The following is a 17558-nucleotide window of genomic DNA, read 5'->3' on the forward strand; positions in this document are numbered from 1 at the left end:
GAACCATAAGTGGCCGTTACCGAAGAAACGGATATGTACTCAGCCAGACTGAACATATCTCATCCCCCCAACCCACCACGCAACTATTGGTTACAAGTTGGTGATAACCTCACCGTTCCCCCACCCAGACCCGTCTCCCCGATGCCCAGTGAACCCGCGCTGCTGTTACGTCACCACCGCCCTTTCATCGCGTTCTGGCTGGCGCGGATCTTCACCGCCAGCGGTTTCCAGATGCTCACCGTGGCCATCGGCTGGAACCTCTACCAACTGACCGGCAACGTGCTGGACCTGGGTTTGGTCGGCCTGGTGGAGTTCGTACCGCGGGTGCTGTTCATGCTGCACACCGGCCATGTGGCCGACCGCTATGAACGGCGCAAGGTCGCAGCCATCTGCCAGACCGTTCAAGCGTTGATCGCGCTATCCCTGGCAATCGGCGGACTGACCGGCAATGTCACCCGCGAGATGATTTTTATCCTGGCATTCCTGCTGGGCGCAGCCCGCTCGTTTGAAATGCCCACCACCCAGGCCCTGCTGCCGAGCATCGTGCCCACGGCACTGTTTCCCCGCGCCGTGGCGTCGTCGCAGTCGGCGCAGCAATTGGCCACCATCGTGGCGCCGGCGCTGGGCGGTCTGCTGTACGCCTTTGGCAGTGTCTGGGTCTACGGCCCCACGGTGGTGCTGTACCTGATCGCCTGCGTGCTGACCCTCAACCTGCCCGCGCGCCAGACGCCGCTGAACAAGGCCAAGGCGACCATGGATTCGTTGCTGGCCGGGATTCGTTTTATCCGCAGTCGGCCGGACATCCTCGGCGCGATTTCCCTGGACCTGTTCGCCGTATTGCTGGGCGGCGCCACGGCCTTGCTGCCGGTGTTTGCCAAGGACATTTTGCTGACCGGGCCGTGGGGCCTTGGGCTGCTGCGCTCGGCGCCAGCGGTCGGGGCGTTGTTGATGTCGTTGTGGCTGGCGCGGTTTGCCGTCGACCGGCATGTGGGGCGGATCATGTTTACGGCGGTCGGGGTGTTTGGCGTAGCCACCATCGCGTTCGGCCTGTCGACCTCGTTCTGGTTCTCCCTGGCGGTGCTGGTGGTATTGGGCGCAGCGGACATGATCAGCATGGTGATCCGCGCCTCGTTCGTGCAACTGGAAACCCCGGACGAAATGCGCGGCCGGGTCAGCGCGGTCAACGGGCTGTTTATCGGCGCGTCGAATCAGTTGGGCGAGTTCGAGTCCGGGATCACCGCCCACTGGTTCGGCACCGTGCCCGCCGTGGTCATGGGCGGCATCGGCACGCTGGTGGTGACCGGGGTCTGGATCAAACTGTTCCCGACCCTGGCCAACCGCGACCGCATGCATATGCCGGTGGAAGAGCCCGCCAGGGTTTAGAAGACCTTGTCGAGGGTGATGGGAAAGTCCCGCACCCGCTTGCCGGTGGCGTGATACACCGCGTTGGCCACCGCCGCCGCCACCCCGACAATCCCGATCTCGCCGACGCCCTTGGACCCAAGGGCGTTGACGATCTCGTCGTGTTCTTCGACAAACAGCACATCAATCTCGCCGATATCCGCGTTTACCGGAATGTGGTATTCGGCCAGGCTGTGGTTCATGGAGCGACCCAATGCGTGATCGACCTGGGTCTCCTCATGCAACGCCATGCCGATGCCCCAGACCACACCGCCGAGAATCTGGCTACGGGCCATCTTCGGATTGACCACCCGCCCGGCCGCAATCGCGCTGACCACCCGGCTGACCTTGATGGTGCCCAGGTCCTCATCCACCCGCACTTCGACAAACACCGCCGAATGCGTGGCAGAGGCATAGCCTTCGCGCTGTTTGCCCGGCTCGCAATCCACCTGCACTTCCAGCGCCTGCTCGCCGCTGTCTTGCACCAATTGCGCCAGGGAGATGCGCTGGTCACCGGCGTGCAGCTGGCCATTCTCAAACCGCGCCGACTCAGCGTCTTTGAACGCCGGGTAAGTCTTGCGCGCAATGTCCAACAGCTTGGCGTTCAACGCTTCACAGGCCTGTTGCACCGCACTGCCCACCGACGACACGGTAAACGAGCCGCCCTGCAATGGCGCCGTCGGCAGCGATGAATCCCCCAGCAGGAACGTCACATCGCCTACCGGCACGCCGCTGGCCTGGGCGGCGATCTGCGCCATGACCGTGTAGGTGCCGGTGCCGATATCGGTAGTGGCGCTGCTGACCGTGAGCTTGCCCAGGTGGTCGATCCGAGCCTTGGCGCTGGCTTTCATTTGCAGGGCCTCCCACACCCCGCCGGCCATGCCCCAACCAACCAGTTGGCGACCATCGCGCATGCTTCGCGGCTCCGGGTTGCGCTGGCTCCAGCCAAAACGCTCGGCACCTTCGCTGTAGCATTCGCGCAACGCTTTGCTGGACCAGGGCTTGTCTTCGTTCTGATTGCGCTCGGCATAGTTGATCAGCCGCAATTGCACCGGGTCGATGCCCAGGGCGCAGGCCAGTTCATCCATGGCGCATTCCAGGCCGATCACCCCCAGCGCTGCGCCGGGAGCGCGCATGTCCAGCGGTGTGAACACGTCCAGCGGCACCAGCTTGTAGGTCAGCAGCACGTTATCGCAGTGATAGAGCATGCCGCTCCATTCCACCACGTGTTCGCTGAAGTCCTCGAAGCGCGAGGTCTGGCCGATGGCGGTGTGGCCCAGGGCAAGCAAGCGGCCATTGGCGGCAGCACCCAGTTGCAGGCGCTGCAAGGTGCGCGGGCGATAACCGAAGGTGAACATCTGCTGGCGCGTGAGGGTGACGCGCACCGAACGCTTCAGGGCCAGCGATGCCATCACTGCCAGCGGCAACTGGTACTGCGGGCGCAGACCGGAACCAAAGGCGCCGCCGACGAACGCGGCGAAGATCCGCACCTGGCTTTTATCCAGGCCGAAGACTTTCTGCACATAGGCCTGGCAGTTCTGCGGCCCCTGGGTCTTGTCGTGGATATGCAGGGTGCCGTCCGGCTGATACAGCACGGTACTGGCGTGGGGTTCCATGGGGTTATGGTGTTCGATGGGCGTGCTGTAGTGCAGGTCCAGGCTCGTGGCGGCGCCGGTCCATTCGGCCTGGAAGTTGCCGCGCGGCTTGGGCGGTGTTTGCGGCGACGGGTGCGCCTGCTCCTGCAAGGCCAGCAGATCGGTCTCGGCAGGCTCGGCGGCGTATTCAATCTGCACCAGGGAACCGGCGTGGCGCGCCAGCTCCAGGTTGTCGGCAATCACCAATGCCAACGGCTGGCCGCTGTAGAGCACGCGGTCGTTGTACAGCGGGCGAAACGGCGAGCCGTCGGCAGCATCGGCATCCGCGTAGCTGTCGTCGTAGCTGGCCAGTTTCGGGCGGTTGAGGTGATCAAGCACCATCACCACACCGGGCAGCGCCAGGGCTTGGGACGCATCAATGCGGATGACCCGGCCCTTGGCGATGTTGCTCGACACCACGCTGCCGTGCAGCAAGCCATCCTCGGGAAACTCACCGGCATAGCGCGCTTGCCCGGTGACCTTGAGCAGACCGTCGACCCGGTCCAACGGTTTGCCGATTGCGCTCATGACGTGGCTCCTGCAACAGCGGCATCGCTCAGGGCGCGAATGATCGCGCGGCGTGCCAGTTTGATCTTGAAGCCGTTGTGCTCCAGCGGCTCGGCGTCCAGCAGCAGGGTTTCGGCGGCAGTGCTGAAGGTTTCGCGGCTGACGGACTGGCCGATCAGCGCGGCTTCCACCGCGCGATCACGCCATGGCTTGTGGGCGACGCCGCCCAGGGCCAGGCGGGCGTCGACGATCACATCGCCATCCAGCTCCAGCGCCGCCGCGACGGATACCAGGGCGAAGGCGTAGGAAGCCCGGTCACGGATTTTCAGATAGTGACTGTGGGCAGCCAGGTGGTCGGCAGGCAACTCGATGGCGGTGATCAGTTCGTCGTCGGCCAACTGGTTATCCCGCTGGGGCGCATCGCCCGGCAGCCGGTGGAAGTCGGCGAACTCGATGACCCGCGCACCACCCCGGCCCTGCACATGCACCCGCGCATCCAGGGCGGCCAGGGCCACGCACATGTCCGAAGGATGGGTGGCGACGCACTGGTCGCTGGCGCCGAGGATCGCGTGGATGCGGTTCAAACCGACCCGCGCCGGGCAGCCACTGCCGGGCTCGCGTTTATTGCAGGGCACGGCGGCGTCATAGAAGTAGTAGCAACGGGTGCGTTGCAGCAGGTTGCCGCCGGTACTGGCCATATTGCGCAATTGCGGCGAGGCGCCGGCGAGGATGGCCTGGGACAGCAGCGGGTAACGTTCCTCGATCAGCGGGTGCCAGGCCAGGTCGGCGTTGCTCACCAGGGCACCGATCATCAAGCCGCCCCCGGGAGTTTCTTCCACGTCGCGAAGTGGCAGCCCGGTGATATCAATCAGGTGCTCCGGGCGGCTGATGTTCTCTTTCATCAGGTCCAGCAGGTTGGTGCCACCGGCGATAAACCGCGACGCCGGGCTGACCAGGTGCACCGCCTCCTGCACGTCGGCCGGCTTGCTGTAATGGAAGGGATTCATTGCTCACCTCCCTGCACGCGGCACGCCGGCAAGGCTTCTTCGATGGCATCGCGGATGTTGTTGTAGGCGCCGCAGCGGCAAAGGTTGCCGCTCATCAGTTCCTGGATCTGCGCGGTGTCGTGGGCACGGCCTTCACGGGCCAGGCCCACCGCCGAGCAGATTTGCCCCGGCGTGCAGTAGCCACACTGGAAGGCATCGTGCTTGATAAACGCCTGTTGCATCGGGTGCAGGTCGTCGCCCGAGGCCAGGCCTTCGATGGTGGTCAACTCGGCACCGTCGCACATCACCGCCAGGGTCAGGCAGGCGTTCACCCGCTTACCGTTGAGCAACACGGTGCAGGCACCGCACTGGCCGTGGTCGCAGCCCTTCTTGGTGCCCGTCAGGTCCAGTTGCTCGCGCAGCAGGTCCAGCAGGGTGGTCCAGGGCAATACATCCAGTTGGATGGGGTCCCGATTGAGGGTCAGGCGTATCGGATGACTGACGAACGGCTTGGCCGCCGCGCCATTGGGGGTTGCGCTCATAAACACCTCACGGATTGGTGTGCAATCGCGGCGTTCTGGGAAGTCGCCGTCTTAGCGGTACGACTTCCCGGGGTTATGAGCGTTCAAGGCAATTGATGGGTGGCGATCAGCGAATGCTGAGGGTGGTAACCAGTTGGTTGCGCGGCGGGTTGATCGAGGTGTTGCTGTACTGGAAGGTACCGCCGGCGTCGATATCCAGCTGGAACGTATAGATGTAGCCCATCAACGTTCCCGCGCCGCTGCATGGCTGGCTGATGGAACCCACCTGGCAGACGGCGGTGGTGCTGATACGGGGCACCGACGCGCCGTCGAAAAATGCCTGTGGGCTGTTGCCCAGGCCGACTTCCATCACGTACACCAGTGTCTGCCCGCGGTGCGTGCACATCTGGGTGCTGTCGGCCCGCTCGGGAATGGTTTCAGTGCACTTGGCCGACTGAACCTTGAATACCCGCACCTCGCTCAACGCCGGTGCAGGCGCGCCCCACGCCGGTGCCGCACCGAGCCACAGGCCGATGCAACCGAACAGAGCTAGACTCCAGGCGCTGGCTTTTTTCATGCTGTCGATGACCCTGTAATAAACGTCGGCGCAGTATGCCTCAAGGCCATGATCAAGCCTATGCGCCACTGGCCCTCGGCTGCTGGTATGATGCGCCGCTTTTTCCGATCCTCTCTGGAACCACAGGCGCTTGGCGCAGTTTGTGCTTTGACTTAGAGGTCAACAAATAACGACGCAAGATAGCGTCACAGGGAGCAGGCATGCTGGAAAAGCTGTTTCAACTCAAGGCACACAACACGAATGTGCGCACCGAGATTCTCGCGGGCGTCACCACCTTCCTGGCCATGGCCTACATCCTGTTCGTCAACCCGAGCATTCTCGGCGAGACCGGCATGGACAAGGGCGCGGTCTTTGTCGCGACCTGCCTCGCGGCGGCCATCGGTTCCACCGTGATGGGCCTGATCGCCAACTACCCGATTGCCCTGGCACCGGGCATGGGCCTCAACGCATTCTTCACCTACACCGTGGTCCTGCACATGGGCCACACCTGGCAAGTGGCGCTGGGTGCGGTGTTCATCTCGGCAGTGCTGTTCTTCCTGCTGTCGATCTTCCGCATCCGTGAATGGATCATCAACAGCATCCCGCTGCCCCTGCGCTCGGCGATTGCGGCGGGTATCGGCCTGTTCCTGGCGCTGATCGCCCTGCACAACGCCGGCATCGTGGTCAGCAACCCGGCCACCATGGTGGGCCTGGGCGACCTGAAACAACCCGCGCCGATCCTCGCCACCCTCGGCTTCGCGCTGATCGTTGCGCTGGAAGCCCTGAAAGTGCGCGGCGCGGTATTGATCGGCATCCTGGTGGTGACCATCGCCTCCATCGTGCTGGGCTTCACCCCGTTCGGCGGCGTGATGTCGATGCCACCTTCGCTGGCCCCGACCTTCCTGCAACTGGACATCAAGGGCGCCCTGGACATCGGCCTGGTGAGCGTGATCTTCGCGTTCCTGTTCGTCGACCTGTTCGACAACTCAGGCACCCTGATCGGCGTCGCCAAGCGCGCGGGCCTCATGGGCAAGGACGGCCACATGCCGAAAATGGGCCGTGCGCTGATCGCTGACAGTACGGCGGCCATGGCCGGCTCGCTGCTGGGCACCTCGACCACCACCAGCTACATCGAATCGGCGGCGGGCGTGAGCGCCGGTGGCCGTACCGGTTTGACCGCCGTCGTGGTCGCGATCCTGTTCCTGCTGGCGCTGTTCTTCTCGCCACTGGCGGCCAGCGTTCCGGCCTTCGCCACCGCACCGGCGCTGCTGTTCGTCGCCGTGCTGATGACCTCGGGCCTGGCCGAAATCGACTGGGACGACATCACCGTCGCCGCACCGGTGGTGATCACCGCCCTGGCGATGCCATTCACTTATTCCATCGCCAACGGCATTGCCTTCGGTTTCATCGCCTGGACCGCCATCAAGCTGCTTTCGGGCCGCTACCGTGAGCTGAACCCGGCGCTGGTGATCCTGTCGATTCTGTTTGTGATCAAGCTGGGCTGGTTCAACGCATGACTTTTGACGCCGCAAGCTACACCGTTCAACTGGAAGAAAAGGTCACGCGCCTGCGTGACCTGCTGGCGCCGTTCGACGCGCCAGAGCCTCAGGTTTTCGACTCGCCGTTGCAGAACTTCCGCCTGCGGGCGGAGTTCCGCCTGTGGCGCGAAGAGGGTCAGCGCCACTACGCAATGTTCTCCCAGGACGACAAGCGCACACCGATCCTCATTGAAGAGTTTCCGATTGCCAGCCTGCGCATCAACCAATTGATGCCGCAACTCAAGGCCGCCTGGCAAGCCAGCGCCGCCCTGAGCCACAAGCTGTTCCAGGTGGAGTTCCTCACCACTTTGGCCGGCGACGCGATGATCACCCTGTGCTATCACCGACCGCTGGACGAGCATTGGCATACGGCGGCGAACAAGCTGGCGGCAGACCTGAACGTCAGCATCATCGGCCGCTCCAAGGGCAAGCGCGATGTGATCGGCCGCGATTACGTGGTGGAGAAACTCGACGTCGGCGGTCGCACCTTCAGCTATCGCCAGCCTGAAGGCGCGTTCACCCAGCCCAACGGCACGGTGAACCAGAAGATGCTCAACTGGGCATTCGAAGCCCTGGGCGATCGCAGTGATGACCTGCTGGAGCTGTACTGCGGCAACGGCAACTTCACCCTGCCCCTGGCCACTCGCGTGCGCAAAGTGCTGGCCACCGAGATCAGCAAGACTTCAGTGAACGCGGCGCTGAGCAACCTCGATGAAAACGCGGTGGATAACGTCACCCTGGTGCGTTTGTCTGCCGAAGAGCTGACTGAGGCCTTGAATGAAGTGCGGCCGTTCCGTCGCCTGCACGGCATCGACCTCAAGAGCTACGAGTTTGGCAGCGTGTTCGTCGACCCGCCGCGTGCCGGCATGGACCCGGACACCTGCGAGCTGACCCGGCGCTTCGAGAACATCCTGTACATCTCCTGCAACCCGGAGACGTTGGCGGCGAACATTGCGCAACTGCATGACACGCACCGGATTACCCAGTGCGCGATGTTTGACCAGTTCCCGTGGACGCACCACATGGAATCGGGTGTGTTACTGACCCGGCGTTAAATCCCCAGCACTGCAAAGATCAAAATGTGGGAGCCGTCGAGCTTTAGCGAGGCCGCGATGGCGGTGGGTCAGACAGAAAAATGTCATCAGTCCCGCCGCCATCGCAGCCTCGCCAAGGCTCGACAGCTCCCACAGTGGATCGGTGTGTTAGCCGATATAGCCATCATGCCGATGGCTGGAAATATCCCGCCAACGCCCGCAGATCCTGCTCGTTGAGCAACCCTGCAAAATACTTCAGTTGTATCCGCGCCAGCAGATACGCATGCCGCGCATCCGCCAGGTCGCGGCGTGCCGTGAACAGTTGCTGCTCGGCATCCAGCACATCGAGGTTGACGCGCTCGCCACCGGTCACGCTTTTCTTCGTCGCCGTCACCAGGGCGGTGGCCGAGCTGACCGCCATTTCATACGCCCGCACTTTGGCCGCGCCGCTGGTGTTGAGGTTGAATTGCTTGCGCAGTTCGATCAGCGTCCTGGCGGTCTGCGCGTCCAGTTCATATTGGGCCTGGGACAGTTGATTGGCGGCCTGACGGGTTGACGCCGACACCGAGCCACCGGCGAACAGCGGCAGGCTGACCTGGATGCCGACGCTGTTGGTGTCGTACTTCTGGTTGTAGCTGCTTTCCGAATCCGAGCTGGTCTGGCGGCTGCTCGCATACAGGCTGACCTTGGGCATGTGCCCGGCGCGCTTGCGCTCCACTTCGTATTCGGCGACGTCCAGCGCGTGGTGCTGGGATTTGAGCTCCGGGTTGTTGGCCATCGCCATTTCCCGCCAGGTCTCGAAACGGTTGGGCTCCAGCGGCGGGATCTCGAACTGGCGAGTCAGCGGCGCCAACTCGTCTATCTGCAACGGCTGGCCCACAATCGCTTCCAGCTCGCGCAAGGCTGCGTCCTGGGTGTCCAGGGATTCGATCTCTTCGGCCTGGGCCAGGCTCAGGCGTGCCTGGGTTTCCAGCACATCGGTGCGGGTGCCCTCGCCGCCCTTGAGCAGCCGTTCATTGAGTTGCAGGCGCTCGGCATACGCGCGTTTCTGGGCGCGGCTCAGCTCGATCCGCTCCTGGGCCAGCAATGCCTGGCTGTAGGCGCTCAACACCCGCACGGCCAGTTCCTGGCTCTTGCTGCGAAAGCGTTCATCGGCAAACAGCGCCTGCGCTGCACCCTGGCGATAGCGCGCATAGGCTTCGTAATCGAGCAGCGGTTGTTGCAGGGTCAGGGTCGAGGCATAGCTGCGGTAATCGCGGTCGCTGGTGACGTTGCCCACCGCCGTCGACTGGGTGACTTCGGACTCATTGCGCGAGTTGTTGTAGCTCCAGGACAGGTTCGGCAACAGCCCGGCGCGGCCGATGATGCGGTTTTCCTCGCCGGCCTCGCGCTCCTGGATTGCCGCCTGAAACGTCGGATCGTTGCGCAGGGCCAAGTCATAGGCGTCGAGCAATCCCAGCGCCTGAACCGATCCACTGCAGGCACAACACAGACCGAATAACAGCGCCTTCATTCTTCCACCAACGCCATGTGAGTCCGATCCATCAAGGGTTTGAACAGGTAGTTGAGCATCGAGCGCTCACCGGTTTTGACGAACGCTTCCACCGGCATGCCCGGGCGAATCTGCAAGCCGTCGAGCTGGCGCATGCCAGCTGCACTGACCTGGGCGCGCAAGGTGTAATACGGCTCATCGGTGCGCTCGTCGACCTGGCGGTCGGCCGACACCAGCGTCACTTCACCGGCAATGCGTGGGGTGGTGCTCTGGTTGAACGCCGAGAACAGCAACTCCACCGGCAAGCCCGGGTGCACCTTGTCGACCATCTGCACCGGCACCCGCGCTTCCACCAGCAGTGGTTCGCCCTGGGGCACGATGTCCATCAGCGCCTGGCCGGGCTTGATCACGCCGCCTTCGGTGTACACCTCCAGCCCCACCACCACGCCAGTCGCCGGCGCGCGCACCAGGCTGTTGGCCAGTTCGAATTCGGCCGAGGCCAACCGGTTGCGCAAGTCGTCGCTGCGGGTGCGGGTTTCGGCCAGTTGGCCGCGCAGGTCTTTCTGGAAGTCTTCGCCGAGCTGGCGGATGCGCAGGCGCAGTTCAAGGACTTGCCGTTGCAACTGGCCGATGCGGCCGAAATCCTCGGCAATCGCACCGTCGAGCTGGGCATACAGCCGTTCATTTTCCAGCAGCCGATTGCGCGGAATGTAGCCGTCCCGCGCCAGCTCGCGCAGGCCTTGCAGTTGTTCATTCATCGCGGTGCGTTGCAGCACTTTGCTGGCCTGGGATTCCCGGGTGCCGCGCAATTGTGCCTCGGCCCCGGCGATGGTTTCCCGCAGGCCTTGCTGCTCCGTGGCCAGGGCCTGGGCGCGACTGCTGAACAGTTGCCGTTGCAGGCTCAAGGTGGCGGCGGCCTCAGGCTCGTTCAGCAGTTCGGGACCGAAGACGATGGCCGACAAGCCTTCGCTCTCGGCACTCAAGCGCGCTTCGCTGGCCCGGGACGCAATGAACTGGCTGCGCAAAGACTGCATCTGCCCGCGCAACGGGGTTTCCTTCAGGCGGATCAATACCTGGCCGGCGCTCACCACCTCGCCATCGCGCACCTCGATCCGCTCGACGATCCCGCCCGCGGGGTGCTGCACCGTCTTGCGGTGCCCCGACACCATGACCTTGCCGGACACCGCCACGCCCTTGTCCAACGGTGCCAGCGCGGCCCAGCCCAGGAACCCGGCAAACCCGCCGAGCACCAGCAACCAGCCCAGGCGCGCGTATTTTTTATCGTCCAGCGCCAGCACGTTGTTCACCGGCGGCACGCTGTTGTCCGTCACAAGCACAGGTCGGCTCATGCTTTTTTTCCTTCACCGAGGCGGTAGCTCATGCTCATCGCCGACACCGGTTTGGGCGGCGCGGCCGCCGGTTTCTGCGTGGCCTCCAGCACCCGCGCCGTGGGCCCGAACGCCTGCAACTGGCCGTCCCGCAGAATCAGTAATTGGTCCGTCAACGCCAGCACAGGGGTCTTGTGGGTGATCAGCACCAGCGTGCGACGCTGCGCCTTGAGCAAGGTGATGGCATGGAGCAAGGCCTGCTCGCCGGCCTCATCGAGATTGGAATTGGGCTCATCCAGTACGATCAGCGCAGGCACGCCGTACAGCGCTCGCGCCAGCGCGACACGTTGCTTCTGCCCGCCGGACAACCCGGCACCGCCCTCCCCCAGTTGGGTGTCGTAGCCTTGGGGCAACTGCAGGATCAGTTGATGCACGCCGGCCATTTGCGCGGCAGCGAGCACCTTGTCCGAATCCACGGTGTCGAAACGCGCGATGTTGTCGGCAATGCTGCCGGCGAACAGCTGGATGTCCTGGGGCAGATACCCAATGTGCGGGCCGAGTTGCTGCTTGTCCCATTGCGCCAGGTCCGCGCCGTCCAGCCGCACCTTGCCGGCCAAGGGCGCCCAGGCCCCCACCAGCAACCGCGCCAGGGTCGACTTGCCGCAACCGGAAGGCCCGATCACGCCCAGCACGTCACCGGCAGGCAGGCTGAACCCGAGGTTGGCCAACGCGGGCCGACGACTGCCGGGCGCACACGCGCTTACCTGCTCGACCGTCAACTGGCCGCTGGGCGCCGGCAAGCTCATGCGCTCGGTGCGCGCCGGGTTGGCCGCCAGCATCAGGGTCAAACGGTCATAGGCCAGGCGCGCCGAACTCCACTGTTTCCACACGCCGATCAGCTGGTCGATAGGGCTCAGTACCCGCCCCATCAGGATCGAGCCGGCGATCATCATGCCCGGCGTAATCGCCCCCTGCACCGCCAGCAATGCACCCAGACCGAGGACCAATGACTGCAACGCCAGGCGTACGCCCTTGGACCAGGCACTGATGGCAGCGGTCTTTTCACTGGCCAGGTTCTGCGCCGCCAGAAACGCCTGGTGCTGGGCAAACCAGCGCGCACGCAGGGTTGCCAGCATGCCCATGGCTTCGATGGCTTCGGCATTGCGCAGGTTGGCCGTGGCCTGCTGGCTGGCGCTGATCGACAGCTGATTGGCCTGAGTCAACGGTGCCTGGCAGATGTGCTGGTTGGCCCACGCCAGCGCCATCAGCATCAGCGCACCGGCCAGCGCCAGGACGCCGAGCCAGGGGTGGAACAGGAAGATCACCAGCAAGTACACCGGAAACCACGGCGCATCAAAAAATGCGAACAGCGCCTGGCCGGTGGCGAACTGGCGCAAGGTCGTCAGGTCGCTCAACGCCTGCCCGGCCGCCTGGGTACCGCCCTTGAGTTGCGCCTCGAACGCGGCGTCGTACACCCGCTGGTTCAGGCGCATGTCCATCTGTGTGCCAAGGCGGATCACCACCTGGCTGCGCACCCACTCCAGCGCGCCCATCAAGCCGAACAAGCCAAGGATCATCAGCGTCAGCATCAACAGTGTCATCGAGTTGCCGGAGGCCAGCACCCGGTCGTAGACCTGCAACATGTACAGCGCCGGGGCCAGCATCAACAGGTTGATCACTGCCGAAAACAGGCCAATGTTGAGGAAGCCACTTTTATAGGCCGTGAGAGCGGCCAGGGTTTCGTTGCCGGCATGGCGCATCGAGGGAGTCTCATGGGGGAAATCGGGAAGCGCCGCCCGCGTTTGACACGCCACGCGCCGCTGCGCAGAATTTGTCACCGCCGTCGCCCTGGCCTTCGAAACTCACGGCGACGACGGGGTTTACGCAGCGAATGGGAGAGCGATCTTCCATTCGCTTTTTTCATTGCGCAGCAACATCAGGCAGCGAGTGCCCAGTCCTGTGCAACGTCCTGCACGCCTACCAGGGCGACGTCGGTGGTGGTTGCCGTAGCGTGTGCTGCCAGGCCGGCCGAGATCTCGTCGAAGGTGTTGGCGGTGGACAGGCCGAAGTCGTCCAGCAGGTTGTTGAGCACGGTTTCCAGTGCCGAGGTGTTGCCTTGCATCAGGCTGTAGATCACGTTCTGAACGTCATTGCCGACGCGGCCTGCACCTTGTGCCGCGCTCAAGTCGAGGCCGTTGAAAGCCACTTTGAACGCATCGAGGGTGAAGTCGCTGCCATTGCCGCCGCCCAGGCCGGTGCCCAGTTGAACGTTATCCAGGTTGCCCCACAGGTAGTGGTTTTCGTTGTGGCTGGCTGGCAGCGCCGGGTTGAATACGTAGTGCAGGCCGTTGCTGGTGTTGCTGTCGGCAATGAAGGCGTAGTCGGAATTGTTGGCGCCGTGGGTCGAATACTGGTCGCCGCTCAGGGAGCCGTTGCTGAAGCCGCCGGTGTTGCTGCTGCCGTGACCCGCAGTGTTGAACCCCAGTGCCCAGTCGGTCAGGTAGTCCGAGACGGAGTAAGCACCGAGCGCAGCTTCGTAACTAACAGAAATAGTCATCACTTAACCTCGTTATAAACAACACGATTGATCAGCACGCTCATACAGCGCACTTTTTGCCCACCCTTGGGCAAAACCGTTGGTTGATAAAGTGCCGTGGCACCTTGATCAGAACTTGTATTCGAGCATCCCGCTCAACGTTCGCCCGCGCGCCAGGCTCAGGTTATTGGCGTCCCCCATGGCAACGAAGTAGGCCTCATCGGTGGCGTTTTCCAGCGCCAGGGCGATGTTCAATTGGTCGGTCATCCAGTAGCTGGCGTACAGGTCATAGAGGGTGTACTGGGGCCATAGCGCCTGGTCGATGAAGTCATAACCTTGTGAGTCGAGGTTCTCGCCATTGCCTGAGCTGTAGCGCACGCGGACGCCCATATCGAGTCGCTTTTCCAGGAAGCGCGCGCCCAGGGTCAGCGAGCCGCGATCAGCCGGCATATAGGTGGCGTTGCCCATGATCCGGCCACAGCTTTCCTTGTTGTTGGCGACATCGTCGTCCAGCACCTCATACGTGGTCACCGGGCGCAGGCCGGTCGTGCCGTTTGGCCGGGTGTAGCGTTCATAGCGTGTGGTGGACGGCCCGTTCTTCTTCGCCCCGCCCATGTAATAGTTCTTCGAGCAGAACTCATTACTGCCGATCATGTGGGTGTAACTAAGGTTGGCGTACGCCCGCCCCGTGTCGTAGTTGAGCTGGTACTCCACCCCCCGAAAGCGCGTGGGGTTGGTGTTATTGACGTACGCCATCGTGCCGAGAAAACCGCCGACGGAGGTCTCCGGCAAACTGACGCTGTGATTGAGGAAAGAGAAGTTCTCGATCCGGGTATCGAAGTAAGCCACCTTCATGCCCAGGCGGTCGTCACCGAACAGCAGTCCCTCTTTGAATACGTTCACGCCCATTTCCCAGTCCCGCGACTCTTCGGGTTTCAGGAACGGGTTGGGAAACACCCGCTCTGATGAGCTGCCACCGTGAGGACGCCCGGTCATGAAGGTTTCCGTTACCGCCGGCGGGCGCCAGCCCTTGCCCCAGCGGGCGTAAAGTTGCATCCAGTCCAGCCCCGGCTTTATGCCGATACCGAACGTGGGAGAGAACTGGCCCTCTTCTCTATCAATTTCGAACACTTCCTCGACACGCTTGGCACCTACCGTGCTGCTGTAGAACCGATCGCGCCGGTACAGCGTCATCCCGGTGACCCCTTCCAGCCGATAGCGGTCGTACCGCAAGCCCGCATCCAGCGTCAGCCAGTCGCCATATTCGTACTGCAGGTTGTTGAACAGGCTGGCGATGGTGCGTTTGCCACCGGGCGTCCCGCCTTCAACGTAAGGCAACAGGCCGGAAAGGTTGGTGGCCTCGACCTTGTTGGTACTGGGCTTGAACTTGTCTTGATACACCTCCACGCCGTAGTTCCAACTCACATGCCCCAACGCATCGAAGTCGAACCGCGATGTGTTGTCGCCCTGTACACCCCAGGTATCGGTCTGGAAATGATCCGTGTAGCCCGCCACATAGTTGCCGGAGGTCAGCGACGCGGTGTTGGGCGCATTGTCCCGGTCCATCTGTGTGGTGACGTAGTAGACCTTGGCCTTGAAATCGATCAGCGGGTTATCCGGCGTGTAGCGATAATCCAGTCCGACGTTCCTGGCATTGAGGTTGTTCTTGCTGACGCGCTGGTAGTACACGCTCTGGTTATCCGGGGCGGTGTAGGCCCACGCGTCATTGCTGTCGCTGTCACTTTCCAGGTAGCTCAGTTGCACCCGTTGGTCATTGGGCAGGTTCAGGCCGAACTTGACGATTTGCGAGCGGGTCACGCTGCCGGTGTCACCGACCTCACTGTTCAGCCAATCGTCGAAGGCCGCAGGCTGGGAGTCACGAGCGCGCAAATGAGTGCCCAGTTTCTGGTCGTTGTGGGTACCGGCGCGGTAGTCGCCAAAATGCCGTTCGCTGTACCCCAGCAGCACGTCGCCGCGCTCGTCGCCAAAGGCAAACACACCGCTGCCGTTGAAATAGGTGCCGTTACCCAGTTCACCAATCCCGCTACCGGCACGCAGACGCCCGCCATAGTCCTTGCCATCGGCCAGGAACTCACTGGCCTCCAGGGTCTTGAAGGATGCAATCCCGCCCAACACGGCAGCACCGCCCTGCCCGGACTGGCTGCCCTTGTCGATTTCGATGCTGGAGATGAATTCCGGGTCGATCAACATCGTGCCGTTGCGCTGCTGGTGGCCGTTGACGTTGAAGTTCTGGCGCATGCCGTCGATGTTCATGTTGACCCGGCCGTAGTCCTGCACGCCGCGGATGTTCACCGACAGGCCCGGGTCACGCTGGTTGACGGCGGTGTACACGCCGGCGGTTTCTTCGAGCATGTCGGCGGCGTGGCGTGGTGGGCGTTTGTCGATCTGCTCGCGACTGATCACGGCCACCGAGCGCGGTGTGTCGTACACCCAGTCGCTTGGCTTGCCGTTGGTGTTGCCGGTGATGGTGGTGGTGCCCACGGTCAGCGCACCGTCATGGTCGGCGCCGACGCGAGTCAGCGTCACCTGCCGGTCCCCGGTAAAGCGGTATTCCACCGGTGCACTGCCCACCAATCGGCCGAGGCCTTCCTGGGCGCTGTAACGGCCCTTGAGCGCGGTGCTGGTGAGGCCTTGCAGGCGCGCGCTGTCGAACAACACTTGCAACCCGGCCTGGTCGGCGAACGTCAGTACGGCAAGGCCCAAGGGTTGCGCCGCAATATCAAACGTCAACGTGACAGGCTGTGATTCACCGACTGGCGCCTCGGCGGCCTGCACCTGGCAGGCGGAGGCTAACAGCCCCAGGTGGATGGCAAGGGCCAACCGGCTACCGGTGTTGCGCCCCTTGGTGATTGCAGACATCGACGTTATCCCTTCGCTGACCATTCTTGTTTATGCGAATACTTCTCACTTAACAGGACGTGTCAGGCGTCGGAACTCAGTAAGGTTTTTTTGAAAGTTTTTTCAAAGGGCGTAAACGGGGCCCGGCGACCCCATCAATAGATCAGGCTCAGCCCCGCCAGATCAAAGCGCTGCACCTGTAATTCTTCGGTCAGGGTGCCGAGGGCCGTGTCGAGCATATCGAGGCGGAACACGCCGCTGACTTCACGGGTGCCGAGGTCGGCATTGGTCAGCACCACCTTGCCCGGCCGGTAGCGGTTGAGCTGTTCGATGACCTTGGCCAGCGGCAAGCGGTCGAAGATCAGCACACCGCGACGCCAACTGGTGGCGCGCTCCAGGTCGAAGTCGTCGAGGGCGACCACGCCGTTCTCCGGGCTGTAGCGCGCAGCCTGGCCTTCCTTGAGCACCGTTTTTTTCTGCGGCAGCGCCTGCAGCGTGACGGCCACACTGTGTTGCAACACCCCGACCCAGGCCTGCCGGTCGTCCTCACGCTCGACCACAAACCGCGTGCCCAAGGCACGGGTTTGCCCGCTGGCGCTGTGCACCACGAACGGCCTTTTTTCCTCACCGGCCATGGGCGCCACATCAAAGATCGCCGAGCCTTTGATCAGGCTGATGCGCCGCTGCACACCGTCAAAATCCAGCTTGATCGCACTCGCAGAATCCAGTTGCACGCTGCTGCCGTCCGCCAGGTGCACGGTGCGCACTTCGCCTTTTTGGGTGAGGTAATCGGCCTGCATCTGCAGCAGCGCCTCAGGCCCGCGCACCCAGCCGACGCCCGCCACTACCAGCAACAGCGCAACACTCGCCGCCATGCGCCACGGCCTGCGCCGACGAGGGCCGCGCACCGGCGCAGCGGTAGCGGGCGGCCGCTGGCGATGCACCGTCTCATCGCGATGCACCTCGCCCAGCGCCGCCCACGTCTGCTCGGCAAAACGCAGCGCCGCTTCATGGCGGCTGTCTCTGGCGATCCATTGGCGCAGCTCGGCCTGCTCCTGATCGGTCAGGGCGCCGGCGTGCAGGCGCACCGCCCAATCGGCAGCCGCCTCGGTAATGCTGTGCTGTTGCGGACCCGGGCTATTCACGTGTGAATCTCGAATTTTTCG

At 63.3% G+C, this 17558-nt stretch carries 13 protein-coding genes; 3 read left to right on the plus strand and 10 right to left on the minus strand.

The genetic code is table 11. From position 1 onward, the window contains the following. Positions 1 to 141: 141 nt before the first annotated feature. On the plus strand, positions 142 to 1383 hold the full coding sequence (locus HX805_RS00005) for an MFS transporter (protein ID WP_177116487.1): 1242 nt from the start codon (positions 142 to 144) through the stop codon (positions 1381 to 1383). On the opposite strand, the gene HX805_RS00010 is transcribed toward HX805_RS00005, so the two are convergent. From HX805_RS00010 to HX805_RS00025, 4 genes are all read right to left on the minus strand, one after another. Continuing rightward, positions 1380 to 3563 carry a xanthine dehydrogenase family protein molybdopterin-binding subunit gene (locus HX805_RS00010; RefSeq protein ID WP_177116488.1) on the minus strand — a complete coding sequence of 728 codons (2184 nt, stop codon included), beginning with the start codon at positions 3561 to 3563 and terminating at the stop codon, positions 1380 to 1382. The two genes, HX805_RS00005 and HX805_RS00010, sit on opposite strands and share 4 nt — an antisense overlap. After that, positions 3560 to 4549, minus strand: a complete 990-nt coding sequence (locus HX805_RS00015; RefSeq protein ID WP_177045455.1) for a xanthine dehydrogenase family protein subunit M — start codon at positions 4547 to 4549, stop codon at positions 3560 to 3562. The genes HX805_RS00010 and HX805_RS00015 overlap by 4 nt, the downstream gene beginning before the upstream one ends. Then, on the minus strand, positions 4546 to 5070 hold the full coding sequence (locus HX805_RS00020) for a (2Fe-2S)-binding protein (protein WP_003215562.1): 525 nt from the start codon (positions 5068 to 5070) through the stop codon (positions 4546 to 4548). The genes HX805_RS00015 and HX805_RS00020 overlap by 4 nt, the downstream gene beginning before the upstream one ends. A 106-nt stretch (positions 5071 to 5176) precedes the next feature. Next, positions 5177 to 5626 (minus strand): DUF4879 domain-containing protein, encoded by a 450-nt coding sequence (locus HX805_RS00025; protein ID WP_177116489.1) that lies wholly within the window; start codon positions 5624 to 5626, stop codon positions 5177 to 5179. 200 nt (positions 5627 to 5826) lie between these two features. Between HX805_RS00025 and HX805_RS00030 the strand changes: the two genes are divergently transcribed. Both HX805_RS00030 and trmA read left to right on the plus strand, forming a co-directional pair. Further along, positions 5827 to 7122, plus strand: coding sequence for an NCS2 family permease (locus tag HX805_RS00030; RefSeq protein WP_003215557.1), 1296 nt, complete (start codon positions 5827 to 5829; stop codon positions 7120 to 7122). Further along, complete coding sequence (gene trmA, locus HX805_RS00035) at positions 7119 to 8198, plus strand: tRNA (uridine(54)-C5)-methyltransferase TrmA (RefSeq protein WP_003215555.1); 1080 nt, start codon at positions 7119 to 7121, stop codon at positions 8196 to 8198. The genes HX805_RS00030 and trmA overlap by 4 nt, the downstream gene beginning before the upstream one ends. A gap of 163 nt (positions 8199 to 8361) precedes the next feature. Here trmA and HX805_RS00040 read toward each other — a convergent pair whose 3' ends face one another. From HX805_RS00040 to HX805_RS00065, 6 genes are all read right to left on the minus strand, one after another. Next, the gene (locus tag HX805_RS00040) at positions 8362 to 9690 is read right to left on the minus strand and encodes a TolC family outer membrane protein (RefSeq protein WP_177020964.1); all 1329 of its coding nucleotides are present in this window, start codon (positions 9688 to 9690) and stop codon (positions 8362 to 8364) included. After that, a complete protein-coding gene (locus tag HX805_RS00045; RefSeq protein ID WP_177035970.1) occupies positions 9687 to 11018 on the minus strand; it encodes an HlyD family type I secretion periplasmic adaptor subunit in 1332 nt (443 codons plus the stop codon). The genes HX805_RS00040 and HX805_RS00045 overlap by 4 nt, the downstream gene beginning before the upstream one ends. Next, positions 11015 to 12757: a type I secretion system permease/ATPase gene (locus HX805_RS00050; RefSeq protein WP_102369947.1), complete on the minus strand. Its 1743-nt coding sequence runs from the start codon at positions 12755 to 12757 to the stop codon at positions 11015 to 11017. The genes HX805_RS00045 and HX805_RS00050 overlap by 4 nt, the downstream gene beginning before the upstream one ends. A 176-nt stretch (positions 12758 to 12933) precedes the next feature. Next, positions 12934 to 13554 (minus strand): heme acquisition protein HasA, encoded by a 621-nt coding sequence (locus HX805_RS00055; RefSeq protein ID WP_003215551.1) that lies wholly within the window; start codon positions 13552 to 13554, stop codon positions 12934 to 12936. A gap of 108 nt (positions 13555 to 13662) precedes the next feature. Beyond that, a complete protein-coding gene (locus HX805_RS00060) occupies positions 13663 to 16413 on the minus strand; it encodes a TonB-dependent receptor (RefSeq protein WP_177116490.1) in 2751 nt (916 codons plus the stop codon). A 134-nt stretch (positions 16414 to 16547) separates the two neighbouring features. Beyond that, positions 16548 to 17537, minus strand: a complete 990-nt coding sequence (locus tag HX805_RS00065; protein ID WP_177116491.1) for a FecR family protein — start codon at positions 17535 to 17537, stop codon at positions 16548 to 16550. Between the last annotated feature and the right edge of the window lie 21 nt (positions 17538 to 17558).

Origin of the sequence: Pseudomonas sp. G5001 (assembly GCF_013385475.1) — a bacterium.
GTDB lineage: Bacteria > Pseudomonadota > Gammaproteobacteria > Pseudomonadales > Pseudomonadaceae > Aquipseudomonas.

What these genes read in the sequence shown, in the direction of transcription:
- HX805_RS00040 (WP_177020964.1), bottom strand. Translation starts at nt 9,690, where the DNA reads ATGAAGGCGCTGTTATTCGGTCTGTGTTGTGCCTGCAGTGGATCGGTT.
- trmA (WP_003215555.1), top strand. Translation starts at nt 7,119, where the DNA reads ATGACTTTTGACGCCGCAAGCTACACCGTTCAACTGGAAGAAAAGGTC.
- HX805_RS00060 (WP_177116490.1), bottom strand. Translation starts at nt 16,413, where the DNA reads ATGTCTGCAATCACCAAGGGGCGCAACACCGGTAGCCGGTTGGCCCTT.
- HX805_RS00015 (WP_177045455.1), bottom strand. Translation starts at nt 4,549, where the DNA reads ATGAATCCCTTCCATTACAGCAAGCCGGCCGACGTGCAGGAGGCGGTG.
- HX805_RS00010 (WP_177116488.1), bottom strand. Translation starts at nt 3,563, where the DNA reads ATGAGCGCAATCGGCAAACCGTTGGACCGGGTCGACGGTCTGCTCAAG.
- HX805_RS00025 (WP_177116489.1), bottom strand. Translation starts at nt 5,626, where the DNA reads ATGAAAAAAGCCAGCGCCTGGAGTCTAGCTCTGTTCGGTTGCATCGGC.
- HX805_RS00055 (WP_003215551.1), bottom strand. Translation starts at nt 13,554, where the DNA reads ATGACTATTTCTGTTAGTTACGAAGCTGCGCTCGGTGCTTACTCCGTC.
- HX805_RS00005 (WP_177116487.1), top strand. Translation starts at nt 142, where the DNA reads ATGCCCAGTGAACCCGCGCTGCTGTTACGTCACCACCGCCCTTTCATC.
- HX805_RS00020 (WP_003215562.1), bottom strand. Translation starts at nt 5,070, where the DNA reads ATGAGCGCAACCCCCAATGGCGCGGCGGCCAAGCCGTTCGTCAGTCAT.
- HX805_RS00030 (WP_003215557.1), top strand. Translation starts at nt 5,827, where the DNA reads ATGCTGGAAAAGCTGTTTCAACTCAAGGCACACAACACGAATGTGCGC.
- HX805_RS00045 (WP_177035970.1), bottom strand. Translation starts at nt 11,018, where the DNA reads ATGAGCCGACCTGTGCTTGTGACGGACAACAGCGTGCCGCCGGTGAAC.
- HX805_RS00050 (WP_102369947.1), bottom strand. Translation starts at nt 12,757, where the DNA reads ATGCGCCATGCCGGCAACGAAACCCTGGCCGCTCTCACGGCCTATAAA.